The organism is Listeria farberi, from assembly GCF_014229295.1.
Classification (GTDB): Bacteria; Bacillota; Bacilli; order Lactobacillales; family Listeriaceae; genus Listeria; species Listeria farberi.
The window spans coordinates 128,740-153,412 of the sequence record NZ_JAARZL010000003.1 but is presented as its reverse complement, the minus strand read 5'-3'; the positions used below and the strand labels follow the sequence as shown (position 1 = coordinate 153,412).

At 37.8% G+C, this 24,673-nt stretch carries 24 protein-coding genes; 3 read left to right on the top strand and 21 right to left on the bottom strand.

The genetic code is table 11. The features are described from left to right. Positions 1 to 11 precede the first annotated feature (11 nt). From rpsF to HCB38_RS10060, 7 genes are all read right to left on the bottom strand, one after another. Positions 12 to 305 carry a 30S ribosomal protein S6 gene (gene rpsF, locus HCB38_RS10090; protein ID WP_003718123.1) on the bottom strand — a complete coding sequence of 98 codons (294 nt, stop codon included), beginning with the start codon at positions 303 to 305 and terminating at the stop codon, positions 12 to 14. 279 nt (positions 306 to 584) lie between these two features. Continuing rightward, positions 585 to 1,817, bottom strand: a complete 1,233-nt coding sequence (arcA, locus tag HCB38_RS10085; RefSeq protein WP_185638484.1) for an arginine deiminase — start codon at positions 1,815 to 1,817, stop codon at positions 585 to 587. Between the two features lie 71 nt (positions 1,818 to 1,888). Continuing rightward, positions 1,889 to 2,548, bottom strand: a complete 660-nt coding sequence (locus HCB38_RS10080) for a DedA family protein (RefSeq protein ID WP_185319585.1) — start codon at positions 2,546 to 2,548, stop codon at positions 1,889 to 1,891. A 223-nt stretch (positions 2,549 to 2,771) separates the two neighbouring features. Then, the gene (locus HCB38_RS10075; protein WP_185638417.1) at positions 2,772 to 3,857 is read right to left on the bottom strand and encodes a glutamine--fructose-6-phosphate aminotransferase; all 1,086 of its coding nucleotides are present in this window, start codon (positions 3,855 to 3,857) and stop codon (positions 2,772 to 2,774) included. 1 nt (position 3,858) lies between these two features. Further along, complete coding sequence (locus tag HCB38_RS10070) at positions 3,859 to 5,217, bottom strand: PTS sugar transporter subunit IIC (RefSeq protein ID WP_185319587.1); 1,359 nt, start codon at positions 5,215 to 5,217, stop codon at positions 3,859 to 3,861. Between the two features lie 12 nt (positions 5,218 to 5,229). After that, a complete protein-coding gene (locus HCB38_RS10065; protein WP_185619243.1) occupies positions 5,230 to 7,632 on the bottom strand; it encodes a glycoside hydrolase family 9 protein in 2,403 nt (800 codons plus the stop codon). Further along, on the bottom strand, positions 7,629 to 8,594 hold the full coding sequence (locus HCB38_RS10060; protein ID WP_185607962.1) for an ROK family protein: 966 nt from the start codon (positions 8,592 to 8,594) through the stop codon (positions 7,629 to 7,631). The genes HCB38_RS10065 and HCB38_RS10060 overlap by 4 nt, the downstream gene beginning before the upstream one ends. A gap of 201 nt (positions 8,595 to 8,795) precedes the next feature. Here HCB38_RS10060 and HCB38_RS10055 point away from each other — a divergent pair, with 201 nt between their 5' ends. Both HCB38_RS10055 and HCB38_RS10050 read left to right on the top strand, forming a co-directional pair. After that, entirely contained in the window at positions 8,796 to 9,851 is a 1,056-nt protein-coding gene (locus HCB38_RS10055; protein ID WP_185619241.1) for a LacI family DNA-binding transcriptional regulator, read from the top strand. 16 nt (positions 9,852 to 9,867) lie between these two features. Next, entirely contained in the window at positions 9,868 to 10,677 is an 810-nt protein-coding gene (locus tag HCB38_RS10050; RefSeq protein ID WP_185319591.1) for a Cof-type HAD-IIB family hydrolase, read from the top strand. 36 nt (positions 10,678 to 10,713) lie between these two features. Here HCB38_RS10050 and HCB38_RS10045 read toward each other — a convergent pair whose 3' ends face one another. The 10 genes from HCB38_RS10045 to HCB38_RS10000 all read right to left on the bottom strand — a co-directional run bounded on the left by HCB38_RS10045 (position 10,714) and on the right by HCB38_RS10000 (position 19,046). After that, a complete protein-coding gene (locus tag HCB38_RS10045; protein ID WP_185319592.1) occupies positions 10,714 to 11,052 on the bottom strand; it encodes a DUF4064 domain-containing protein in 339 nt (112 codons plus the stop codon). A gap of 233 nt (positions 11,053 to 11,285) precedes the next feature. Beyond that, complete coding sequence (locus tag HCB38_RS10040) at positions 11,286 to 12,161, bottom strand: S66 family peptidase (protein WP_185638415.1); 876 nt, start codon at positions 12,159 to 12,161, stop codon at positions 11,286 to 11,288. Positions 12,162 to 12,240: 79 nt separating this feature from the next. Beyond that, positions 12,241 to 14,142, bottom strand: a complete 1,902-nt coding sequence (locus HCB38_RS10035) for a beta-glucoside-specific PTS transporter subunit IIABC (protein WP_185319594.1) — start codon at positions 14,140 to 14,142, stop codon at positions 12,241 to 12,243. A 204-nt stretch (positions 14,143 to 14,346) separates the two neighbouring features. Continuing rightward, positions 14,347 to 14,988: a copper homeostasis protein CutC gene (locus HCB38_RS10030; protein WP_185638413.1), complete on the bottom strand. Its 642-nt coding sequence runs from the start codon at positions 14,986 to 14,988 to the stop codon at positions 14,347 to 14,349. Positions 14,989 to 15,041: 53 nt separating this feature from the next. Further along, on the bottom strand, positions 15,042 to 15,746 hold the full coding sequence (locus HCB38_RS10025) for an SIS domain-containing protein (protein WP_185619235.1): 705 nt from the start codon (positions 15,744 to 15,746) through the stop codon (positions 15,042 to 15,044). A 27-nt stretch (positions 15,747 to 15,773) separates the two neighbouring features. Further along, positions 15,774 to 16,601, bottom strand: a complete 828-nt coding sequence (locus tag HCB38_RS10020; RefSeq protein WP_185319597.1) for a PTS system mannose/fructose/sorbose family transporter subunit IID — start codon at positions 16,599 to 16,601, stop codon at positions 15,774 to 15,776. Beyond that, a complete protein-coding gene (locus tag HCB38_RS10015) occupies positions 16,576 to 17,379 on the bottom strand; it encodes a PTS mannose/fructose/sorbose/N-acetylgalactosamine transporter subunit IIC (RefSeq protein WP_185319598.1) in 804 nt (267 codons plus the stop codon). The genes HCB38_RS10020 and HCB38_RS10015 overlap by 26 nt, the downstream gene beginning before the upstream one ends. An 18-nt stretch (positions 17,380 to 17,397) precedes the next feature. Beyond that, positions 17,398 to 17,889 carry a PTS sugar transporter subunit IIB gene (locus HCB38_RS10010; protein ID WP_185638411.1) on the bottom strand — a complete coding sequence of 164 codons (492 nt, stop codon included), beginning with the start codon at positions 17,887 to 17,889 and terminating at the stop codon, positions 17,398 to 17,400. Beyond that, on the bottom strand, positions 17,889 to 18,290 hold the full coding sequence (locus HCB38_RS10005) for a PTS sugar transporter subunit IIA (protein ID WP_185319600.1): 402 nt from the start codon (positions 18,288 to 18,290) through the stop codon (positions 17,889 to 17,891). The genes HCB38_RS10010 and HCB38_RS10005 overlap by 1 nt, the downstream gene beginning before the upstream one ends. 15 nt (positions 18,291 to 18,305) lie before the next feature. Then, positions 18,306 to 19,046, bottom strand: a complete 741-nt coding sequence (locus HCB38_RS10000) for a GntR family transcriptional regulator (protein WP_185319601.1) — start codon at positions 19,044 to 19,046, stop codon at positions 18,306 to 18,308. A 243-nt stretch (positions 19,047 to 19,289) separates the two neighbouring features. Between HCB38_RS10000 and HCB38_RS09995 the strand changes: the two genes are divergently transcribed. Continuing rightward, complete coding sequence (locus HCB38_RS09995) at positions 19,290 to 20,111, top strand: C39 family peptidase (RefSeq protein ID WP_185319602.1); 822 nt, start codon at positions 19,290 to 19,292, stop codon at positions 20,109 to 20,111. Positions 20,112 to 20,157: 46 nt separating this feature from the next. Here HCB38_RS09995 and HCB38_RS09990 read toward each other — a convergent pair whose 3' ends face one another. The 4 genes from HCB38_RS09990 to qoxB form a co-directional block, all read right to left on the bottom strand. Beyond that, positions 20,158 to 21,591, bottom strand: coding sequence for a 6-phospho-beta-glucosidase (locus HCB38_RS09990; RefSeq protein ID WP_185638409.1), 1,434 nt, complete (start codon positions 21,589 to 21,591; stop codon positions 20,158 to 20,160). Between the two features lie 163 nt (positions 21,592 to 21,754). Then, positions 21,755 to 22,087 carry a cytochrome aa3 quinol oxidase subunit IV gene (qoxD, locus tag HCB38_RS09985; protein WP_185319604.1) on the bottom strand — a complete coding sequence of 111 codons (333 nt, stop codon included), beginning with the start codon at positions 22,085 to 22,087 and terminating at the stop codon, positions 21,755 to 21,757. A gap of 1 nt (position 22,088) precedes the next feature. After that, positions 22,089 to 22,700, bottom strand: a complete 612-nt coding sequence (qoxC, locus tag HCB38_RS09980) for a cytochrome aa3 quinol oxidase subunit III (RefSeq protein WP_185619230.1) — start codon at positions 22,698 to 22,700, stop codon at positions 22,089 to 22,091. Then, positions 22,688 to 24,667, bottom strand: a complete 1,980-nt coding sequence (gene qoxB / locus HCB38_RS09975) for a cytochrome aa3 quinol oxidase subunit I (protein ID WP_185319606.1) — start codon at positions 24,665 to 24,667, stop codon at positions 22,688 to 22,690. The genes qoxC and qoxB overlap by 13 nt, the downstream gene beginning before the upstream one ends. Positions 24,668 to 24,673 lie beyond the last annotated feature (6 nt).

Here is a 24,673-nt window from a genome sequence, read left to right as displayed (position 1 = left end):
TGAATAAATTCTTATGCTTCTTCTTTAATTACCATGTGACGAACGATATCATCAGAAATTTTTGCTAAACGGTCAAATTCGTTGATAGAATCTGCTTTATCAGCATTCAATTTCACGATGTGGTAAAAACCATCACGATAGTCATTGATTTCGTATGCTAAGCGACGTTTACCCCATTCTTTTGATTCGATGATCTCCGCGCCATTTTCAGTTAAGATTCCGTCAAAGCGTTCAACAACAGCTTTTTTCTCATCTTCTTCAATATTAGGGCGAATAATGTACATAATTTCGTACTTTCTAGCCATCTACTCTACACCTCCTTGTGGTCTTAAGCGGCTCTGATAAGGTATGTAATCACACCATATCCCTGAAATTAAGACTGCCTTTAGCAAGCCTTAAAATCAAGAGCGAGCAAGGAATAATTTATAATTACTCACAATAAAATATTATATCATAGCGCAAACTAACCAGCAAGATATTTCTCGAAAATTTCTGGTTTGAAAACACTATAGCATATCTTAAAAACAGCGACAATACTTTTTGTGAAAGTCGTGTTTTAGCGAGAATTACCAGTTTTTCAAGGCTTATTTTAAATTTTCCCTAGTTATTGGCATTGTCATACATCTAGGACCTCCGCGCCCCCTAGAAAGCTCTGAGCTAATTACTTCATGAACCTTAATACCAGCCTTTCTTAAAAGGTCATTTGATACATGATTTCGATCATATGTAATTACTTCTCCCGGGGCAATTGCAAGCGTATTAGCGCCATCATTCCATTGCTCTCTCGCTGAAACAATCACATCTTCTCCGCCACAAGGAATAAAATCAACTTCTGGCACGCCTAGAACTTCGGCAATTACACGCTTAAAATCTCTACGCGGAGTGATTTCTAGCCCGTTTTCACTTTTTTCTAAAATATAGACATTTAGTTCGCCTTGCTGGTTTTGAATAGCAGGGTGAATTGTAAACTGTGCAAAATTGACCATTGTAAAAACGGTATCTAAATGCATAAATGATCTTGTTTCTGGTATTTCAGCTGCCAGTACTCGCTTGATTTTTGGAGCGCGACTAAATAAACTTTCTGCTAGCCGTTCAACCGCACGCGCATCAGTTCGCTCAGAAACACCAACGAGAACCGTTTCCTCATTCAATACAAGCTCATCTCCGCCCTCTAATGGAAAAGGCTCTTCTCGACCAGACCATATCGGGATTTCTTGACTACTAAAACGAGGATGATGTTTTAAAATAAGCTCAATAAATAGCGACTCTCGTCTTCTTGCAGGTTGGAACATTTTGTTAATTGTTACACCACTGCCAATGACTGCAGCCGGATCACGTGTAAAATATAAATTAGGTAACGGATTCAAGAAAAACGGATATTGTTCGTCCATCATTTCATTTAAATGTTTCTTTTTACGTTCTGGAATTTCTGATTTTTTCAATCCGGACATAAGTTTTCGAATCATTTCTTCTTCATCAAAAGACATCAAATAATCATGTACATAGAGAGCACTCTCATCCATTTGATTAGATTCCTTAATCATTTTCGTTAAAAAATGTTCTTTATTACTAGCTTCTTTTAAAGCTTCTGCTGCTAATTTTTCTAAGTAGAGCACTTCAATATTCGAGTCTTGCATCGTTTTGACAAAGAAGTCATGTTCTTTTTGCATCATTTTTAAGTAAGGTATGTCATCGAATAACAACGACTCTAGATATTCTGGCGTGATATTTTCCAACTCAGAACCTGGTCTTTTTACAAGGACCGTCTGCAGTTTACCAATTTCGGATGTAATATTTAAAACATTTTCCATTTCTATCACCTCTTCCTAAACAATTACCCCAAAACTTATCATTTATACATTTCCCGGGAAATAAAAAAACACGGAAATTAATCCGCGTTTTTTTGAGCCATTTTACTTCTAATAAAGGAAACAACCATTGGAATTACCGAAACTACAATGATTCCGATCACAACTAATGAGAAGTTGTCTTTAACGATTGGGAAATTCCCAAAAAAGTAGCCTGCAAGTGTACAAAGCAGAACCCAAACAGTGGCTCCTAAAATATTATAATTGATGAAATAGCGATAATTCATCCGACTTGCTCCTGCAACAAACGGTGCAAATGTACGAATGAACGGCATAAATCTAGCAATGAAAATTGTTTTCCCACCATGTTTATTGAAAAACGCCTCTGCTTTTGCCATTTTTTCTTGGTTTATTAATCTCCCAAACCAACTGTCTTCTGGTATGGAAGTTCCAATTTTTTTACCGATTTGATAGTTCACTGAATCCCCAATGACTGCAGCTAACCAAAGTGTGATAATTAGAGGCACAATATGTAAAATTGAACCATCCAATACGGATAAAGCTCCCGCGGCGAATAGTAATGAATCTCCTGGTAAAAACGGAAATACTACTAGACCAGTTTCTATGAAAACAATCAAAAACAAAATGATGTAAGTCCAAATTCCAAAATTATTTATAATCTCCACTAAATGTTGGTCAATATGCAAAATAAAATCAATGATGTACGTAATAAAATCCACCAGGCACTCACTTCCTTTTCTTTTTTTTAAAGTCAAAGTTCATTTTACCACAAGTTAACTCTCCTTGTATCAGACTTGTGACTTATTTATCAATTTTTAACAATTAATTTCTTTTCTAAATGGATATTTGGTTAGCTCAGTTATTGCCGTAATTTTATGAGTTATAGTCAAAAAAGACTGAAAAAACCGTTTCTCCTTTGGTTTTTCCAGTCTATTAGTATTTTTAAGCGTAGTCTCCAGGTTTTGTTTTACTTTTCATTGCTACACCAAAGTCTGTGTAGATCCGTTCTGTTAATTTGTTCCCTTTCAACTCTGCAATGTGATGAGCTAAGATTTGAAAAGGGAGTATCATTAGGAACGGCGCTTGGTATTCGTCTAAATCTGCTGGTATCCCCAGCGTTCGGTCATTTTCAGCAATGCCAAATTTAATAGTATACGTAAACGGGGTATACTTAGATTCATAATCACGTAACAATACTAAACGCTCGGTAACTGCGCTCTCTGTCTCTAAGAAGAAGATTCTATGTTGCGGGTTAACTTCTAAATATGGCCCGTGCATAAAAGCCTCTAAATCAAGTCCTTGTGATGGTACACGGACAGTTTCTGAGAATTTTGTTTCAACTTCTTTGCATGTTCCAACAGTAGGACCATATCCAATTGCTGTGAACTTCGGTGCAGTAGCAAACTCTTCTTGCCATTTTTCATAAAATGCTTCTGTACCTGCAATTGTTGCTGGAATCGCATCAGTTGCTAGGCTAAATGCTTTGATTTCATTGTTAAACCGAGTTACATCAATTTGCGCTGTTTTATATGCGAAATGAAGTCCTGTTAGCATTAATGTTAGCACAGTTGCTGTAAAACCTTTTGTTACGTAGCCAACTCGTTCTTTTCCACAGCCAATATCAAGTGTAATATCCGCAAATTCAGCAATTTCACTCGATACATCACTAGTTAGAGCCACTACTGGTACAGAAGCTTCTTTTTTCACACGTTCTAGCGCGGAAATGGTCGACGTGCTTTGCCCACTTTGCGAAATACCGATAACTAAATCTAGGTGACTTGATAATTTTTCGTAATATAGGTGATTGAATGGTTCTTCAATTGTAATACGGACATCTGCTAGATTTTCAATGTAATATTTGGCGCTTTGAGCTGCATTCAAACTTGATCCAGTTGCTAAAATCAACCATTCTTTTGCGCCTTTTTTTACAAGAGATTCTAGTTTTTCTGCATTCGTTTGGAAATCCGCTAAAATCGATTTACACATTCCTTCTTCTTCGTTAATATAAGTCATCATTGTTGGTTTCATTTTAAACTTCTCCATTCGTTACTGTTTCTGCTTCTATGTTTTCAGCAGCTTTTTGTTCTAAAACATATGCACGGTTAGCTACAAGTACAAATGGTAAGTAAATAAGCGTTCCAACGACGATAATTGCGATTTGTAAAATGGAAGCGCGAATGTCCCCACCTGTTGCAAGATACCCTGAAAGTACTGGTGGCGTTACCCAAGGAATCAAAATATAAGTCTGGCTAATCCAGCCCCATGAAGTTGCGAAGTACGCCATTGCCGTTGAAGCTAGTGGCGCGATAACTAGTGGAATACCGTAAATCGGGTTGAATACAACTGGCAAACCGAACATAAGTGGTTCACTGACATTGAAAATACTAGGGATTAAGCCAAATTTTGTTACCATGCGATGATCTGGTCGTTTTGAGGCAATGAAAATCGCGATAACTAAACAAATAATTGTTCCGCCACCACCCATGTATACAAAAGCATCTAAAAATGGTTGGGTAACGATGTTCGGTAAAGCTGTTCCTGCATTCACCGCATCAATGTTTTGTTGTAAAGAAGTTAAAAGAACTGGTCCAGAAATCGCGCCTAATACGAACGCGCCGTGAATACCGAAGACCCATAAGAATCCCGCTAAGAATACATAAAGTAGAATTCCTGGTAACGTTTGGAACCCACCAACTAATGGAATTTGTAGAACTTTTACGATAATTTCTGGGATACTCATTGATACAAAACTAACTACAAGTACTTCAATAATTGCTAAAATACTTAACACTAAGAATGATGGAATTAAAATGTTAAATGATTTTGCAATTGCTGGTGGAACACTTTCTGGCATAGAAATTTTTAATTTTTTACTTTTCGAGAATTTCGCAAGCATGGTAACACTGACTAAAGCAGCGATGATTGCAAGGAACATACCCGTTGAACTTGTCATTTCTTGTGTTAAAACGCCGCCAGCTTCAAAGGATTTTCCGTCAACAGACATTAAATGAGAAGAAGCTGGGATTAAGACAACATAGGCAGCTACGGCTATAACCCCTTCCGTACGACCTTCCATTCCGTATGATTTAGCTAAAAAGTTACCAATTAAGAACGCTGCTAAAATCGCCATGATACCAAGTGTTGCATTATAGACTTGAATACCTACACCCAAATAATTTTCTACATTGGGAATGAATTTAAGCAGACCGTTTTCTGGTTGAAGCAACACATTATTTACAAGTAAGAAAAATGCTGCAATAATCGTAATCGGAATCATCGCTGCAAAGCCATCACGAATTGCCATGATATGCTTTTGGGATGAAATTTTTTGGGCAAAAATTGATAATCCTTCAATAAATCGACTAGATAAACTTCTCTCTGAACTCATTTTTTTGTCCTCCTATAACTTTCCTGTTATTTTGTTTAAATCTGCTACAATTGACATCCATTTGCCGGCATTACCGACCCAAACTTCCTTATAAGTTGCATTATTAAACTCCGGCCAGTATGGTTCATCTTCATTTCTAAAAGTTTCCATTCCAACTGGTATTTCTCCTGTGATTTCGCCGTTAAGCACACTATATTGCTGTGCGTACCTATAACCTTCGCCGTGCATCATTGATTGGCCAAATGGGTTCATTCCTATTACCCACTGCAATTGGCCTTCTGCAATATTTAAGAGCGCCTTGTCTTGCAAAATCTTCCCAGCAATTGATGCCGCTTTTCCTGCCGAAAGTAAAATGGCGTTATTTCCTCTAAACGAGAACCAAATCGGGAATTTTCGCAACGCTATCTCATCATTTATTTTGATACCTTGTTCGTATTGCAATTGGTATTCTTCTATCGCTCGTTCATCAATGAGTAAATGCTGTAAGTGAAAACTTGCTTCGTCTAAATACTCCTCTTTTTTGTAAAGTCCTGCCGGAATGAGCGGATATGGTTTAGTGAAACGTGTTACTTTTTTCAAATAGTCACCATACATTTCGACCGCCTGTAGCCAAGTTTGTTTTTCGGCGTGATCTGGTTGCGTTTCAAGAGCCGCCTCAAGTGCCAGTAAATAAAGATGTTCACGTGCTTGATGATTAAAATGCTGAATAACTTTGTGTGATTTATCTCGGTAGAAAAATCCTTTATAAAGTTCATTCGTCTCGCTGTCCCTAATTCCAGCTTTTTCTTGCGCTTCTAACATCAAAACTAACCACTCGGCCGCTTTTTCTGCGTATATTTCTTTGTTTGTTAATTGATAAACCATCGAAGCCGCCCACGAAGCAGTCGCATAATATAGACTTTCTGAGGTTTGATACGTATGCTCCCAGAAAATCGGTTTTTGCCCAGTTCCATGTTTTTCCAGTTCCGCAATCGCAAAAAGCAAATCTTCTTCCGCAATTCTTATTAAATGATTCTGCATAGTGGCGTTATCCTTGATTTGATTGCCGATATACGCTTCAATCCCAGCACAATAAAAATTCTCATAAGCTTGATTATGAACCCGCGCGATTGCGTCATCCATGCCACCAACAAGGCCATCCGTCCATCTCGTCATACCTGCACTTGTCGCTCTAAAACCATCTCCAAAACGTGTTTTCAAAATAAAATCTAATCCCCACTCGCCTTCTTCTAAAAGGCGCATCCGCAACATTTCATCTTTTTCAGATAAACTCGCAGCCATTTCATATAAAGCCATCGTTACTTCCGCTGTTTGAATAAGTTGTTGTGAGACATCACCTGCGTCATGCCAGCCACCATTGAAAGACAACTGTTTTCCATCATGTTCAGCGATAATATCCGCGTGACAAGTCGTATGTTTCCCAAAAATCGGACAACCACAACGTTCACAGAAAATAAAATTAAGTGATTTCCAGATAGAAGATTCCCAAATCACTTCGGAAGTCCCAATTTGGAAAATTTCTGTTTGCATATCAGCAAATTTTAAATAATACTCACCCAAAGTTTGTAAATCAGAAAAGTCGAGAATACGAAAATTTCCTGTTTCTGTGGTATTTTGGTAACTTTTTCCAGTGAAAACTACTTTATCCGTTTCTTTTTCGTGAATTGTAAAGCTAGTTGTTTCTAGTTTATTCGCACAAAACGCCACTTTTGGCATATCTTTGGAATAACCGTTGTGGGAATAAATTAGCGAATTATCTTGCGGAATCCAGCCCTTGGAGATTTCTGGCTCACTAATTTGCTCTAGTTTAATTTCACTAATGAATAATTCCATTGTTCCAGCAGTCAGTCGCTCCGGGCCATTCAAATAATAACTAAAACTAATTTCTGTCATTTTATCCCGTGGCAATCCTTCAATTTCAAAAATCACATCGTTCCATTCCTGGTTAATTAAATTCACGCCATGAACACCTTCGCGCCCATATATATCAGGTACTTTCACGGTTCCATCATTTTTAAAACTAATCATTAAATATGGATTCGTTACACCAGGAAAATCTGGAAAAACTTGAATTCTCATCCGATTAAAGCTGTTCCAATCTTCATTTTGGAGTGGCGCATATATGAGAACGTTACCAAAATTGGTGTAATCACCGTCATCTGGCGCACCTGCTGGCCAATGTGGCATAACGACTGGAGAAGTCAACTTAATCTCGCCTTGATCAGATATAATAAATTCTCCAGCACCTTGATGTGAAAAATCCAAGGAAACCTGTTTTTCAGAGCTAAACAATGTTCTACTTGATAAAACTTGTTTCTTTTTCGCTATCGTTTCTAGCGCATGTTCTGTTTCAATTGGAAGTGGTCGATGAATAATACCTGTTTGCACAATTTGTTGCTTCATTTTCGGCTTCATTCTTGTCCTCCTTCATTTCCTAGTCTCATTCCAATAACTGCCGCCCCAATTAAACCAACTTTATCCTTTTCAAGCTGTGAGCGAACAACGCCTTTTGTAACAAAACGGATTGTATTACTTTGAAGATTAGCTAGTATCTTTTGGAAAAAAAGCTCGTTTCTTGTCACGCCTCCGCCTAGAATGACACATTCTGGATCTGTCGTCCGAACCATATTCATAATTAAATTAGCTAGCTGAAGCGTTGCGTTATCAATGATTTTTTCAGCAAGTTTATCTTTTTGTTCTGCTGCATGAAGAACCATTTTTCCAGTTAATTCGGCTTTATTATCAGCAAGAAGGGATGTAGGATACTCATTTAAATGTCTAAGCGCTTCTTCTTTTATTCCAAGGCCAGAAGCAAGACGCTCCACACAGCCGCGTCTGCCACATCCACATAGTACATCGCTATGAATATCTACGACGGCGTGACCAATTTCACCAGCGTTAAAGTGCCCACCTTGTGTAATCCGTCCGTCTACCACAAATCCAGCAGCAAGACCAGTGCCAACATTTAAATAAATAAAATCGTTTGTTTCTCGCCCCCAACCAAATTGTTTTTCAGCCATTGTTGCGCAAACTACATCATTACCAAGCCTCACTGGCAATCCCGTTTTCGTTTCTAAAATTTCCGCTAGTGGTGTCGGATTTGTTTTTCCTGGTTCGATTTCTAGCCAAATGCCCGCCTTGTAATTTACGCGTCCTACTAGGCCCACACCAATCCCAACTTGTTTTGTTGCTATAAAACCAATATTTTCCGAATAATCATCTAGCGCATTTAGCAGAACTTCTACCGCTTTGGCTTGATTTTCTGTATTGCTCGGGTAGCTTTTGGAGTGCAGCACCTCCCCATCTTTTGTTACTTCACCGATTAAAATTTTAGTGCCACCTAAGTCAATGCCGATGACAGATTCTTGTATGTTCAACTATTCCACCTCATTTTTGGTAACGTTACCAAATTAAAACATTTGTTGATAGCGCTTTCTAACATAGAATAACCGGATAATTTTGATATGTCAACCCTGTTTTACTTATTTTTGATAACGTTACCAAATTTCGCTTGTTATTTAGACATAAATAGGCTACACTTAAAATAGCTAAAAACGCTTACGAGGTGAATATTCCTAATGAAAAAAATAACTATACAAGAAATTGCGAAACTTAGTGGTGTTTCTGTTTCTACTGTCTCACGAGTCATCAATAATAGCCCCTCGGTTTCAGCTGTGAAACGCAAAAAAATCCAAGCTATCATTGATGAACATAATTACACACCTAGCGTATTTGCTCGTGGAATGGTTAATAAGCAGACAAAGAATATAGGCGTTATTTTACCAGATATTTCTAATCCCTATTTCATTTCACTTATAACGCAAATTCAAAAATTCGCACTAGATTATATGTTTTCAACGATTCTGTTCAATACAATGCTTGCGGAGCCAAATAATAAAAATAATCAACATTCCCTAACTGAAGAAGATTACTTGAAAATTATTTTAGAAAAACAAGTGGATGGTTTACTTATTTTAGGTGGCGAAATTGATAAAGAAGTTGTTCCAAAAAACTACATCAATGCTTTAAATCAACTAAACAAAGAAATTCCCGTTGTTGTTATCGGGTCAAAAATTCCTGAACTCAACTGTTTATTTATTGAGCGTAATTTAAAAAAAGGCGTAACAACTTTAGTTAGCCATCTAACTGCACTTGGTCATAAAAATATTGGTTTTATTGGCGGAGAAGCTGGTGTAAAAATCACCTCCTACCGATTGGAATCTTTTAAGGCTGCTATGGCTAATTACAAACATCCGGTTAATGAAAAGTGGATTGTTCTTTCTGATTACTATACAGCTGATGGTTACGCGGCGATGACTACACTTCTGGAGAATAGTCCTACTTTACCTACTGCTCTTGTAGCAATCAATGATAATGTTGCAATTGGGGCGATTAGGGCGATTAATGACGCGAAACTTTCTTGCCCTGAAGACATCGCAATTGTTAGCTGTGATCAATTTATGAATGGCGATTACCAAACTCCGCGTTTAACTTCCATGGATCAACACAATGAATATCTTGGTAAAATGGCTATTTTACAACTAATTAGCGCGATTAACGGTCAAGTCGAGCCAATGATAATTAATCACAATCCAGAATTAATTATCCGTGAATCATGCGGCTCTAAGCTATAACGAAAGGAAGGTCCATTTGGAAAAATACTTAATTTGTTCTGATTTAGACGGAACATTACTACAAAAAAATCAAACAATTTCACCAAAAACACTAAACTTATTGCAACAACTAATAGAAGAAGGTCACCATTTTGCCGTTTCCACTGGTCGAATGTATAATTCCGCAACAGACTTTGCCAAACTCGTTCATCCAAAAGCAGACGTTATCGCCTCAAATGGTGGCGTAGTGGCAGTTTCCGGCGAAATCATTCAACAAGAAAAAATGAAACAATCTGCATTACTAGAAACATTTTTATTATGCCAAGACCATGATTTACCCGTGTTTTTCTTCTCGACTGACACCGTTTACTACACTAAAAATCCACCTTATTATTTTACTGATGAAGAGGATAAAGGTCGCGTAAATGCAACAAAACTCGTAGCAATTAAAACAAAAGAAACCTTCTTGGAACATGCTGACCAGTTCATTAACGGCATTGTCATTGAAGAAGAGGATTTCGATAAACTTGCAATCCTTCGAAACGAATTAGAAAAACTATCTGATGTTTCTATTCTTTCTTCTCATGCAAATAATATCGAAATTTTGCCCAAAGATATGGATAAAAAATATGCCGTGAAAAATCTCGCTGCTCATTTAGACATCAAACCAGAAAATGTCATTACTTTTGGTGATGGTGAAAACGATATTGGAATGCTTGAAGTAGCTGGTGCTGGGGTCGCAATGGAAAACGCGAGCGAACTCGTGAAAAAAAGCGCCGATTATGTAACAACAGCCAATGACGCCGACGGAATTTACTACTTTTTAAAAAAATATCTTTCATGTTAATACAAAAACGCTGCCCACATGGACAGCGTTTTTGTTTTATTCTTCTATTGAAGCAGCTTCTTCATAGTTAATTAGTGCAATTAATCCACCAACAGCTAGTAACACGATTGGTAGTAAGAACATGATGGAAATCGACATGGTACAACCAATTGCAGCTGCAACCATCATTGCTCCACCAAGACGAGGTTTATGCGAAACAACAAACGAGCCTGCAAGCCCCACCCCTGAAAGCACAAGCGAACCAATCGTTAACATATAGAAGAAAAACGATTCCTCTTCTAAAGCCTGTGAAATATCAGGAATAACAAGAACCATCAAACTAAATCCAATACCCATTGCCGCCCCTAAAAAGCCAAGTAATCCTTCAACTTTCATGATAAAAACTCCTTTTTCATACGCATTTTCTTTTATGTTATCATTTTAACAAAAAATTGAATAGTTTTCAGCTTAGAAAAATAAAAAAAAGACCGACAATCAAGTCGGTCCAAAAAGGGAGTTTAGGATTTTAAGGAATTATACAATTAGCAAAAAGGGAGTAAAACTAATTGTATTCCTTGCTTACAAGTTCTATATTAAAGGTCAATTATGAATTTTTCGCAATAAAAATATTAAAAATTTGTTAATGTTTCACGTGAAACATTAATTTTTGTTCCAATTATGCATGGTTTTGCTTCGATACTATGACCGATTTCCTTAGTTCGAAAAACAGGCAACTTATATTTTAATCCAATCTGTTGATATAAAGTGCCTATTCTGTCGTATTCCCCATTTTTCTCAGCCTCAGTGTGTTCTCCCACAACTATTCCTGAGCATTTCGAAAACACATCTAACTGTTCTAATTGCGCTACGTAAGAAGCAATTTTCGCCTCTTTTCCACCTAAACTTTCTAACAAAATTATTTTGTTCGAGACATCAGGCATAAATTCCGTTCCTGCTAGTTTCAAAAAGCAGCGGATATTACCACCCACGATCTCACCCGTGCTCCATTCAAAATCAGTAAGGGAATTCCCATTTATCGCAATTTGATTCTCGAAAAACGCATTTTTGAATTGAGCTCGTTGTATCTCGCTAGCTTCACTTACTAAATTTCGCAGTAAGTAATTAAAGCCAGGCCGTTTCGTCTTCGCAAGAATTGCATTTAATATCACGGTTAAGTCACTATAACCGATAAAAGGCTTGTCTGCTTTTTGTATAATGTCAAAGTTAAGGTATGGTAATACTTGATTAGCCGCATCCCCGCCCGAAATATCAAAAATCATTTTCACATCCGGATTATGATATAGTTTCATTAATTCGGCTGCTCGTTCCTCAGGAGTACCACTAAAAGGCGAATCATCTGTTTGAAAAATAGTTTTCGCAAAAATCACCTGAAGTCCAAATTCCTTTTCTAAGACTTGTTTAAGACGCTTCAGATCCTTCTTGTCTTCCTTTTTTCGGCCATCAGAACAACAAATTATCCCTATCAAGTCACCTTTTACTAACATCCGCTCACCGCCTATTTTTACCTCAGTATAACATAAAACAGCTTGAGCAGATGTTTGCCCAAGCTGTTTTTAATGGATTTTAGATTACTAATGTGATTAAACGATCTTCTAATTTAGCTTCTTTAGAATCAGTGATCATTACGTCTAAATATGAACCTGAGTTTGTGATAACTACTGGAGTTGTTACATCATATCCAGCTTCTTTAATACTTTCAATGTCAAATTCGACTAATAGTTGACCTTTTTCAATTACATCACCTTGTTTAACATGTGCTGTAAAGAATTTACCTTCTAATTGAACTGTATCCATACCGATGTGGATTAATACTTCTGCACCGTCTTTAGTTGTAATACCAATCGCATGTCCAGTTGGGAAAATAGTTGTTACTGTTCCCGCTGCTGGAGCTACAACACGTCCAACAGATGGGATAATTGCTACACCTTTTCCAAGTGCACCGGATGAAAATGCTTCGTCTTTTACATCTGCTAAAGTTACGATTTCGCCAACTACTGGAGCTGGAATTGTTTCACGTTCGATTAAAGTTTCGCCTTCTGTTACGTTAGTTTCTTCTACAACTGCTTCAACTGGATCTTTGAATCCTGCTACATAAGTTAAGATGAAACCAAGGATGAAGCTGATAACAATTGCGATAACTACCCACCAGAATGCACTTGTAATACCAGCGCCTGGTTGGAAGAAGTTAGGAAGACCGAAGATTCCAAGTCCACCCATGATATAAACTTTTGCACTTACAAAACCAATGATTCCGCCACCAACAGCACCTGCGATACAGCTCATGATAAATGGTTTTTTCAGTGGTAAAGTAACCCCGTAAATCGCTGGCTCAGTTACACCAAAGATACCGGAAATAAATGCTGGGATACTAAGAGATTTGATTTTTTTGTTTCTAGTTTTAAAGAATACTGCTAATACTGCACCGATTTGGGCAAAAGAAGCACCGAACATCATTGCAAGTACTGGATCTGATCCAAGCGTTGTTAAGTTGTTGATTGCCACTGGAATAAGACCCCAGTGAAGTCCAAAGATAACGAACACTTGCCAGAAACCACCTAAGATTAAACCAGCAACAACTGGGCTTAAGTTATAAATCCAAATTGTTCCTGCTCCAAGTAATTGACCAGCCCAAGTTGCGATTGGTCCGATTACAAGGAAAGTAATTGGAACTACTACTAATAGTGTACAGAATGGAACTACGAATGTTTTAATTACATCGGGAATGATTTTTTTGAAGCCTTTTTCTACTTTTGAACCAAAATATGTTGCTAAAATAATTGGAATAACAGAAGATGCATAAGACATCAAGATAACTGGAATTCCTAAGAAAGTTACGTGAATTGGAGATTCAAAAATTGTTCCTGCAAAAAGTGTGTAAATTGGGTCACCTGCTGAAATACCTGCAAGCGTCGGATAAACTAGGGCACCACCAATTGCCATCCCTATAAATATGTTTCCGCCGAATTTTTTCATCGCTGTGAAACCTAGGAAGATTGGGAAGAAGTAGAATAAACAATCCCCAATTGCATAAAGTAGTTGGTAAGTACCTGAAGTAACTGTAATCCAACCAAATGCTGCAAACATTGCTGTGAAACCTTTAATCATACCTGTTGCGGCTAATACACCTAGAACTGGTGTAAATACGCCGGAAATCATATCGATAAAACGGTTGAAGATATTACCACTTGCCGGAACATTACTATCGTCTCCTTCAGCTGAAATACCACCAACTTCTAATACTGCTTTGAATACGTCTGGTACGTGGTTACCAATAACTACTTGATATTGACCACCGCTTTTAATTACGGAGATTACTCCATCAAGCTTTTCAATTTCTTTTGTGTTCGCAATATTCTCATCTTTCAGTTTAAACCGAAGTCTGGTAATACAATGGAAAACACTATTAATATTTTCTTTTCCGCCGACATTTTTCAAGATGTCTTTTGCTAACTGTTCATATTTCATTTTGACGACTTCCTTCCTCTTTTTGGTTTTTTGGGCAAAAAGAAAAACCTAAGCTCATTCGAGGACTCCACGCATACACGTGTCCTACAAATCAGCTTAGGTTTTGCCCAATGAATTGGTAACAATCCTTTGTGATGAGATAAATATATCATATAAAGAAAACGGTTGCAAGCCTTTTTTTAAATTTTTTTTATTTGGGGAGTTTTAGCGCTCCCCAAACAAGTCAGTGCCATGTATTTCAGCCGCTCCTGTTTCTTTTGTAATCCATTCCATATTGTGCGATTTAATTCCTCCACCTGGTAAAATAATGATTCGTCCTGCTGCGTAATCAATATATTTTCGCCAGTGAACAAAAGTTTCTTCGGGAAGTTTAGCACCGTCACCACCGTGCGTGAGAATTCGCGTAACGCCTTGCTCAGCTAACCAGTCTATTGCCGGTAATTTTTCTTTTTCTACTAACTCATCAAATGCCATATGAAAAGTCACTTCTAAACCTTTTGCGGCTTTCAACAATTCATTTATGGCTGGTTTATCTAATAATCCCGCATCCGTAATACAGCCGAAAACCACACCATCAGCTGACAATTTCTTGTACATCAAAATATCCTCAATCATAATCGTAATTTCTTCTTTTGTATAGATAAAATTTCCTTTTCGGGGACGGACCATTGCCATAACACTTATATTTTTTTCATGGCAAACTTGTGCCACATAGTTCGCAACCCCGTAACTAACCGAAGTTCCGCCCTCCGCTAGATTATCACAAAGCTCAACTCGATTCGCTCCAGCCGCAATAACCTTCTCTAAGTTAGTAGTGTTTTCAATGCATGCTTCTTTTAAAACCATCATCTACCCTCCAAAAAGCGCGAAAATAATATTTATTTTCGCGCCCATTTTTATTATAAATGGAAAATCCGATCAGCGAATTTATCTTCAATCGCAAAATTGTATTCGTAGCCACCATCAATATTTGCACTACGATAAACAGGGGGCGTATAGCCTTTTTCAAGCATAAGTTCCACTGCTTCATAGATTGTCTGTTGAAGAAGCAGAACAGCTGAGAACGATGATGTGCCACAAACTTTTCCTTCTAAACCGTCTAGTTCAAGTGCCGCATCCCCTTGGACCGAACGATTATCTAAAATAACATCCGCAAACTCGTACAACAGTTTCCCAGAAGAGTGTCTTGAAGTTGCTGTTTGCGAGGCATCAAGCGCTGTTACAACAATTAATTTACAACCCTGTGATTTAATCCATTCTGCAAGCTCGATTCCCATCGGATTACGCCCCGAATTAGAGATAAGAAAGAAGATATCATTTGGTTTTGCTTGTAATCTATGAGTAAGCAAGGAACCAACGCCCTCAATAGATTCATAGTAGCCACCCGCGGGATCCATAATAACTTTTGACGGAATAAGTCCTCCAGCTCTTCCACATACTTCAATTGCTGCTGCATAAGAGTGCCCGCTACCAAATGCTTGAATAATCCCATCATTCATAATACTGTCTGCCACTAGTTTTGCCGCTTGATGAATACTTTTTGCCTGCGTTTGTTCTAGTTCCTCTGTTAATTCACGTGCTTTGTCAAAAAATGTTAAGCCCATTTTGTCTATTCCTCCAATTTTTATATTTTAACCTAGAATTTTTAGGTTAAATAAAATAATCGCGATAACCATTACTAATAATATTGCCTTCGTAGATGTCATTTTTTTATGGCCTAAAAGTGCATAGATTAGCGCCACGAGTAAAACTGGAACGAGGGAAGGCATGATTTGATCGAGCATATCTTGCATTTTAAGTTCTACTTTCCCTGACTTATAAACGAAAGGAACAGTTGCTTTAATTACAGTTGGTATTAACGCTCCGACGACTGTAACTCCCAGTAAAATTGCCGCATCGGTTAACGCGTTAAGTCTGTCCGCGAATTCGGTTACTAGTTTCGCACCCTGCTTATAACCTAATGGAAGTAAGGTGAATCTAGCTCCTACAACTAAAATATTAACCAATACCCAAATAACCACACCCGTCACATTACCTTGAAGCCCCATATACGCTGCAATTGATCCAAAAATGGTTGGCAAAATAACACCAAAAATCGTATCACCAACACCAGCAAAAGGTCCCATTAAACCAGTTTTCAATCCAGTTACAACTTCTTTTGCTGCTTTCTTTTCTCGTTCTTCAATCGCCATATCCATCCCTAGAATCAAACCGCCGACCATAGGATTCGTATTGAAAAATTGGTTATGCATATTCATCATATCTTTTAAGTCATCATCCGTTTTATAGAGCTTCCGAAGCGTTGGCAAAATACTATAAAGATATCCAGTCGACATCATACGTTCATAGTTCCAACAGATTTGGCTGGCAAACAACCAACGAAAGTTTGCTGCTATTAAATCGCGTCTTTTGAGGACTTTCTCAAAATCCTGCTCAGTCTTCGTATTCGCCATCTTCATTCTCCTCCCCAACTAGTGCTGCGCCATTTGCCCCTACAGCCACTGGATTTTTGAAATTTTGTTTGAAGTAGATGATTGCCAAAGCTACACCAATTAGTGCGACACCTAGCATTGGTACTTTTAGATAGGCAGCTGCTACAAAACCAATGATTAAATAGGCAACGAATTTGTTTGTCGGTAAGTAACGAAGGAGAATCGCGATACCAACTACCGGAAGAATGCCACCAGCTACCCGAAGTCCACCCATCAGCCATTCTGGAATCTCATTAAGAATGAAATCAACTACGCTTTGTCCGAAAGTCAACATGATAAATACTGGAACAGCCCGTGATAAAGCCCATGGTAGCGCCCCATACCAAATGTTCCTTTTAACTGCTGAGATATTTCCCGAAGCAATGTTCGAATCAATCCGGTGCAAGAAAAACGTATTAGTAAATCTTGCTAAAATATCTAATTGAACCATTAAAAGCCCCACTGGAATTGCAAGTCCAATTGCAAATTCCGCATCTTGACCAGATAAAACAGCAAATACTGTTCCTACAATTGCTCCTGTTGTAAAGTCAGGAATCGACGCGCCGCCGTATGTACCGACACCTAGAACCATCAGCTGTAAAGTTGCCCCAATCGCAAGTCCGAGCACCATGTCACCCATAATGATTCCAGCGAGCGTTCCTGTTATTACAGGGAAATTAAGCCCTATTACTAAAGTTAAAGCATCAAGAATGGTACAAGCTGCGAGTATAACTAACAATATAATCTGCCAAACTGCTAAATCCATTGTAGTTCTCCCTTCTTATTACTTATTTTTTAATAAACTTGCAAATTCGACCGCATCTTCACTCGGAACCATTTGAGCAGTGATTTTTATGCCTTTTTGAGATAAATAATCAAAATCTTCCAAATTTTCATCTGTCACGCTTACTGATTTTTTGATTTGATGGCTCCCTGCTTTAGTCGACATATTTCCAACATTGATTTGGGAAAGATCTACGCCCGCATCCACTAATCCGCGAAGAGCACGAGGTGATTTTACAATTAAGAAAACTTGTTGACCTACATATTTGCCGTTATTGATATTAGTTGCTGCACCTTTTACTGTCAAAATGCTTAATTTAACACCAGCTGGCACTGCGGTTTTTAAGGCAATTTTTTCCATTTCATTTTTCACAACCGCATCATCAACAATCATGATTCGCGTTGCTTTTATAGTATTGGTCCACATTGTTGCTACTTGTCCGTGAATTAGTCTCTCATCTACGCGTACGTGTTTAATTCCGTTGCTTCCCATCAGTCCTCTTCCTCCCCATCGTCACTTACTATCGTATGACTCGCTTTTAATTCCACAAATTGAGTATTTTCTTTTGCACCAAGCATCGCTCCCTCCAAACTTTCTCCAAGGCTAAGTGGAATGATTAATCCTAGCGACAAACCTGATATAACTTTGACTTCTGGATGTTGCGCACTAAATATTTGAGCCGCATTACACGGTGTCCCACCAACAATATCAACTATGATAACGGTTTCATTTCCAGGTGAATAAACAGCCGTGTAGGCATCTAATACATCCGTCACCCCCATTTCTTCAGTAAAAGTAATAGGTGAAATATTGGTTGTTTGACCGGTAATCATTTGACAGCTATTTTTCACTTCCTGCGCGTACCGGCCATGAGCTGCGATAATATATTCCAAGTAATTAACTCCCTTCTATTGTTTTTTCTTTTCAATTTCAATAGAGTAAAAATTATGCCGTAAGTAGCTTTCAATATATTCATAAGGTTGTCCCTCTGGCACATAAGTTATTCTTTCAATGTGATAAAGTGGTAATTCGGAGTCAATTTCGAGTAATTTGAAATTATTTTTATCTTTTACGGGAAATTCGACTTGAATTCTCTCTTTCATCGCTTCATGCAGTATATTAATACCATAAAGCTCTTTAATAACTTCAGATAAAGAATTAAACCTCTCAAGATTCGTTAAGTCTACGTTGATTAAATTGGATTTTGCCATATAGTTGTTTTGTACTGTCCAAGGTACATCATCAATAAGACGGATTCGTTGAAAATGAACAATCATATTTTCAGGGGAGATTTGCAATTTTTTAGCAATTCGGGCATCCTGAATTTCATTTATTGCAACTACTTTTGTATGTTCGTTAGTAATTTTTGTTTTACGATTGAATCTTCCGTTTGGCACTGTCGTATATTCATTAAAAATAACTTCTTCGTTAATAATAGACTTACTCACGTATGTGCCTTTTCCTTGGTAACGAGCTAAAATCCCGGCTCTTACTAATTCATGTAAAGCGCGAACCACCGTCGTATTACTCACATTGTATTTCTTTTTTAGTTCATCTTCTGAATAAATTTTTTCTCCTGGCTTAAAAGTTCCGTCATTAATTAATCGCTTAATATCATTGATTATAATTGCGTATTTTGGTTCTGCCATAACAAATTCCCCCTAAAGCATCCCGCGCGTTAACACGTTAAGTTTTAGGTTAATGGTACCATGATAATTTTTTGATTGCAAACAAGAATTTACTTGCTATCACTGAACTTTTTATTAATAACCGGTTAACACGTTAAGTTCATTTTTATAGTACCACGGTCATTACATATATGCAAGCGTTTTCTTTTTTTATTTTTTCTAAAACAGGGTATACATAAGTAATCTGTATCAAAGGGGGATATAATGGGGACTTTTTTTAGTAAATGGGGGAAATGGATACTTGTTCTTGGGTTGGTATTCAGTGTATTTAGTGTTTCTACAGCTGGTCAGGCGGCGGCAAAGGAGACTGTGATTAATAAGCAAATGGTAACAACTGCAAGCCTTAATGTTCGTTCGACTAATGCGACTTCTGGGAAAGTTATTGGCTGGCTAAAGAATAATACAAAATTCAAAGCAATCGCAAAAACATCTAACAACTGGTATCGATTTAGTTTTAAAGGGAAAAACGGCTATGTATCTGGGAAATACGTAAAAGCTGCCACTGGAGCACCAGCTAAAACGCCAACCACATCAAAAATTGTGCAAATGAACGTACCTTTAATCGTTCAGCGACCACAATTACCAACTGGCTGCGAAATCACAAATATTGCGATGATGCTACGCTATGCTGGGAAAAATGTCGATAAAGTCAAACTTGCTAAAGAAATGAAACGTCATAAATCCAACCCAAACTATGGTTTTGTTGGGAATCCTTTTTCTAAGAGTGGCTGGACGATTTATCCTCCTGCTTTAGTGAATCAAGTAAAAAAATATACTGGTTCAGCAAAAAATATGACCGGAACGAATTTGTCTGGTATTAAAAATCAGCTGAATAAAAAACGTCCGGTTGTAGCTTGGGTTAGTAATTTCCATGGTTTTTCCGTTCACGCAATCACTATTACCGGTTATGATAAAAACAATTTTTACTATAATGACAGCTGGTCTGGTCAAAAAAATGCGCGAATTTCGCAAAGTTATTTTAATACTTGTTGGAGCAAACAAGCTAAACGTGCGATTTCATATTAAAATAAAACCCCCACTTTCGATGATGAAAGTGGGGGTTTCTGATATATTAGTCGATATCTTTACCATTTGTTTCAATTACTTTTTTGTACCAGTCGAATGATTTTTTCTTCGAGCGGTTTAATGTTCCGTTGCCTTTGTTGTCGCGGTCAACGTAGATGAAGCCATAACGTTTTTTCATTTCGCCAGAGCCAGCGCTGATAAGGTCGATGCAGCCCCACGGTGTGTAACCAAGAAGTTCCACGCCGTCCTCGATTGCTTCGCCCATTTCGCGAACATGTTCACGCATATAGTCAATTCTGTAATCATCAGTGATTGAGCCGTCTTCTTCCACAGTATCCACTGCACCTAAGCCATTTTCAACGATGAAAAGTGGTTTTTGGTAGCGGTCATAAATAGTATTCATCGTAATACGTAGACCTAACGGATCAATTTGCCAACCCCACTCGCTTGCTTTTAGGTATGGGTTTTTTAGTGTTGCGAAAACATTGCCTTCTGTTTCTTTGTTTTTCTCTGGATCTGCGCTTGTTAGACGAGAAGAATAGTAGCTGAATGCAACATAATCAACTGTGTGCTCGCGTAATGCGTCTAAGTCGCCATCTTCCATTTTGATGTTAATATTGTGTTCTTTGAAGAAACGTTTAGTGTAGCTTGGATAGTAACCACGTGCTTGAACATCAATGAAGAAATAACCCTCACGATCCGCCTCGATAGATTTCCAGACATCTTTTGGATTACAAGTCATTGGGTATGTGTTACCCGCTGCAAGCATACAACCGATTTGGTTTTCTGGGTTGATTTCATGGCCAAGTTTTGTTGCAAGAGCAGATGCAACTAATTGGTGATGAGCCGCTTGATATTTAACTTCTTCTGGATTCTCTTCGTTAGTAACATCTAACCCCCCGCCAATGTATGGAAGATGAAGAATCATGTTAATTTCATTAAATGTCATCCAATATTTTACTTTATCTTTATAACGTGTGAAAATAGCTTCACAGAAATTTAAATAAAAATCAATACATTTACGATTTTTCCAACCACCATATTTTTTGAAAACTTCTAAGGGTGTATCAAAATGGTTGATTGTAACAACTGGTTCGATGCCATATTTGTGACATTCATCGAAAACTTTGTCATAAAATGCTAATCCTTTTTCATTTGGTGTCGTTTCATCACCATTTGGGAAAATACGTGGCCAGCTGATAGACATACGGAAACATTTGAATCCCATTTCTGCCATTAATTTAATGTCTTCTTTATAACGATGATAAAAATCGATTGATTCGTGACTTGGATAAAAACCATAATCAGTAGCAAGCGCTTTCGAAGGATTGAATAAAGCTTCCCAACGTCCATCCTCTACTGTTGGAAGGATATCAACAAGTGAAAGTCCTTTACCGTCTTCAAGATAAGCTCCTTCACATTGGTTGGCAGCAACTGCTCCGCCCCATAAAAAGTCTTTAGGAAATTTTGATTCTGTCATTTTGTGTATCTCCTCTCACAAATATAATTTACTTCTTTACTATAGAACATGTAATGCATTACAGAGCAAGCAATAATTTGAAAATTTTTTTAAAGAGCCCCCTAAACCCTTTAAAAATGAAAAAAACTGGCACAGAAAATGAATTCCATACCAGTTTAAAAAACTATAACAAGTGATTCATATGGCCAATTTCCATTACCCAATAAGAACCAATAACTACGATAATCGCAATAAGAGCTGCGAATAAAATATTACCAATTTGAATTTTGCCATCGCGGCCTTCTGTCATGTGCATGAACATCAGAAGCTGTAGGGCTGCCTGAATGAACGCAAAGATGAAAATAATAACTACCTTAACATTTGTTGTTAGCGTTGAATAAAGAGCCACCCAGACTGCTAGAAGCGTTAAAATAACAGATAGCGCAAAGCCAATAATATGTTTCCAAGGAATGCCACCTTCAGCATGTGCTGCATTTGGTTTATTATTTTGTGTCATATTAGTTCACCATCCCTAGCAAATAGACACCGGTGAAAATGAAAATCCACACAACATCAAGGAAATGCCAGTATAAACTGGAAATAAATACTTTTGATGCTGTTTTTGGCGTCAAACCATGCATTTTAATTTGAATTAAAATAAAACTAATCCAGAAAATCCCGATTGTTACGTGAAGTCCATGTGTCCCAAGCAGAACGAAGAATGCCGACCAATAAGAACCAACTTGCATCGTAACACCCTCTGTCACATAGTGCGCAAATTCATACAGCTCAAAACCAACAAATCCAGCACCAAGAATCAATGTGATAATCGAGTAAATCGTCAACATTTTCACATTACCTTTACGCATCTCACCAATTGCTAGACCACACGTAAAACTACTTGTTAAAAGTAAAAACGTCATTATTAAGACAAGCCAAAGCTCAAACATTTCTGCTGGTGGATGACCCGCATTTGAGCCAGCCTTCCTCATAACAAAGTATGTCGCAAACAACGTCGCAAACAGCGCGATTTCGGCGCCAAGGAAAATCCAGAAACCAAGAATATTTAATCGACCTTGTTCAGACCTATATTCAATTGGTAGATTTTTATTTGTTTCTACAGATTCCATGGGTTCCCCTCCTTCACACCAGTCGCAAGTTCGCGCGCATTATGTTCTTCTGTTTCTTTAATTTCATCCACTTCAACATGGTAGCCATCATTATTTTGGAACGAACGATAAACCATACATCCTAAAATACCAATAAGCCCAATAATTCCTAACCAATACCAGTAAAAGACTAAACCGAAACCTGCAATGAAGAAGAAGACAGACATTACAAACCCTACCATTGTATTGCTTGGCATATGGATTGGTTTATAATTTTTATCATTTACATATGGATTACCATTTTGTTTTCTATTCCAGAAATCATCCAAGTCATTCCATTCTGGTAAAACAGCAAAGTTATATTTTGGAGGAACTGCAGAACTTGTAGCCCACTCAAGCGTACGAGCATCCCACGGATCACCAGTAACTTCACGTTTAGAATTTTTGTGGCTGTAGTAAATGTTGTAGCAAAGAACTAAGAATGCTACACCCATCAAGAATCCGCCCACTGTGGAAATAAAGTTAAGCGTTGTCCAACCATCGCCTTGTACGTATGTGTAAATACGACGAGGCATACCATCTAGTCCTAAGAAATATTGTGGGAAGAAACAAACGTTAAACCCAACAACAAAAATCCAGAAGAACCATTTACCAATTTTTTCATTCAGTCTGTAACCGACCATTTTTGGATACCAGTATGTAAGCCCGGCAAAGCAGGAGAACACGGTTCCAGCAATTAATACGTAATGGAAATGGGATACTAAGAAATACGTATTGTGATATTGATAATCGGCCGCAGCCATCGCAAGCATAACACCAGTTACCCCACCAACAACAAAGTTAGGGATAAAGGCAAGCGACCAAAGCATTGGCGTTGTGAAGGTTATTCGCCCTTTGTACATCGTAAAGAGCCAGTTGAATATTTTAATCCCCGTCGGAATCGCAATCATCATCGTTGTAATAGAGAAGAAGGAGTTAACAAGCGCTCCTGAACCCATTGTAAAGAAATGATGGACCCAAACTAGGAAACTTAGTAAAGAAATAACTACCATCGCAGCAACCATTGCCGGATAACCGAATAATTTTTTCCTGGAGAACGTAGAGATAATTTCTGAGAAAATACCGAAAGCTGGCAAAATAACAATATAAACTTCCGGATGTCCCCAAACCCAGAACAAGTTGGCCCACATCATTGGGAGCCCGCCATTCGTGAGCGTGAAGAATGCTGTCCCAAACAATCGGTCAAATGACATTAATGCAAGCGCTATTGTTAAAACTGGGAAAGCAAAAATAATAATCAAACTTGTAATTAATGAAGACCAAGTAAACATTGGCATTTTCATCAACGTCATACCTTTTGTACGCATTCGTAAAATCGTGACGAAAAAGTTAATCCCCGTCATCAGCGTACCAATACCAGCGATTTGAACACCTAGAAGATAGAAGTTAATTCCATATCCAGCGCTAAAATCTGTCGCAAGTGGCGCATAGTTTGTCCAACCAGCATCTGGCGAACCACCAATTACGAATGATAAGTTAAATAGCATCGCTCCCATAAAGAACGTCCAAAAACTCAAGTTATTTAAAAATGGAAATGCTACATCGCGCGCACCAATTTGAAGTGGTACTGCAATGTTCATCAATCCGATAATAAACGGCATCGCCATAAATAAAATCATAATCGTTCCATGTGTAGAAAATACTTCATTGTAATGCTGTGCGTCTAAAAATTTCATGTCCGGTAAAGCGAGCTGGGTACGCATCATTAGCGCATCCACACCACCACGGAAAAACATTAAGACAGCAGCAAGCAAGTACATAATACCAATTTTTTTATGATCAACGGAAGAAATCCACTCTTTCATGAGCCACTTCCATTTTTTTGTATAAGTTAGTAACGCAACAACACCAATACTTACCAGTACGATAGATATCTGTGCACCTAAAATCATTGGGTCGCCAGTTACGATAAACTCATTCCATTTCATGTCTTA

Excerpts from the sequence above, each read along its gene's own strand:
- HCB38_RS10065 (WP_185619243.1), bottom strand. The coding sequence starts at position 7,632 with ATGAAGCCGAAAATGAAGCAACAAATTGTGCAAACAGGTATTATTCAT.
- HCB38_RS09995 (WP_185319602.1), top strand. The coding sequence starts at position 19,290 with ATGGGGACTTTTTTTAGTAAATGGGGGAAATGGATACTTGTTCTTGGG.
- HCB38_RS10070 (WP_185319587.1), bottom strand. The coding sequence starts at position 5,217 with ATGAGTTCAGAGAGAAGTTTATCTAGTCGATTTATTGAAGGATTATCA.
- qoxD (WP_185319604.1), bottom strand. The coding sequence starts at position 22,087 with ATGACACAAAATAATAAACCAAATGCAGCACATGCTGAAGGTGGCATT.
- HCB38_RS10025 (WP_185619235.1), bottom strand. The coding sequence starts at position 15,746 with ATGGGCTTAACATTTTTTGACAAAGCACGTGAATTAACAGAGGAACTA.
- HCB38_RS09990 (WP_185638409.1), bottom strand. The coding sequence starts at position 21,591 with ATGACAGAATCAAAATTTCCTAAAGACTTTTTATGGGGCGGAGCAGTT.
- HCB38_RS10020 (WP_185319597.1), bottom strand. The coding sequence starts at position 16,601 with ATGAAGATGGCGAATACGAAGACTGAGCAGGATTTTGAGAAAGTCCTC.
- rpsF (WP_003718123.1), bottom strand. The coding sequence starts at position 305 with ATGGCTAGAAAGTACGAAATTATGTACATTATTCGCCCTAATATTGAA.
- HCB38_RS10055 (WP_185619241.1), top strand. The coding sequence starts at position 8,796 with ATGAAAAAAATAACTATACAAGAAATTGCGAAACTTAGTGGTGTTTCT.
- HCB38_RS10040 (WP_185638415.1), bottom strand. The coding sequence starts at position 12,161 with ATGTTAGTAAAAGGTGACTTGATAGGGATAATTTGTTGTTCTGATGGC.
- HCB38_RS10075 (WP_185638417.1), bottom strand. The coding sequence starts at position 3,857 with ATGAAACCAACAATGATGACTTATATTAACGAAGAAGAAGGAATGTGT.
- HCB38_RS10045 (WP_185319592.1), bottom strand. The coding sequence starts at position 11,052 with ATGAAAGTTGAAGGATTACTTGGCTTTTTAGGGGCGGCAATGGGTATT.
- HCB38_RS10000 (WP_185319601.1), bottom strand. The coding sequence starts at position 19,046 with ATGGCAGAACCAAAATACGCAATTATAATCAATGATATTAAGCGATTA.
- HCB38_RS10035 (WP_185319594.1), bottom strand. The coding sequence starts at position 14,142 with ATGAAATATGAACAGTTAGCAAAAGACATCTTGAAAAATGTCGGCGGA.
- HCB38_RS10030 (WP_185638413.1), bottom strand. The coding sequence starts at position 14,988 with ATGGTTTTAAAAGAAGCATGCATTGAAAACACTACTAACTTAGAGAAG.
- HCB38_RS10010 (WP_185638411.1), bottom strand. The coding sequence starts at position 17,889 with ATGGGAAGCAACGGAATTAAACACGTACGCGTAGATGAGAGACTAATT.
- qoxC (WP_185619230.1), bottom strand. The coding sequence starts at position 22,700 with ATGGAATCTGTAGAAACAAATAAAAATCTACCAATTGAATATAGGTCT.
- qoxB (WP_185319606.1), bottom strand. The coding sequence starts at position 24,667 with ATGAAATGGAATGAGTTTATCGTAACTGGCGACCCAATGATTTTAGGT.
- HCB38_RS10015 (WP_185319598.1), bottom strand. The coding sequence starts at position 17,379 with ATGGATTTAGCAGTTTGGCAGATTATATTGTTAGTTATACTCGCAGCT.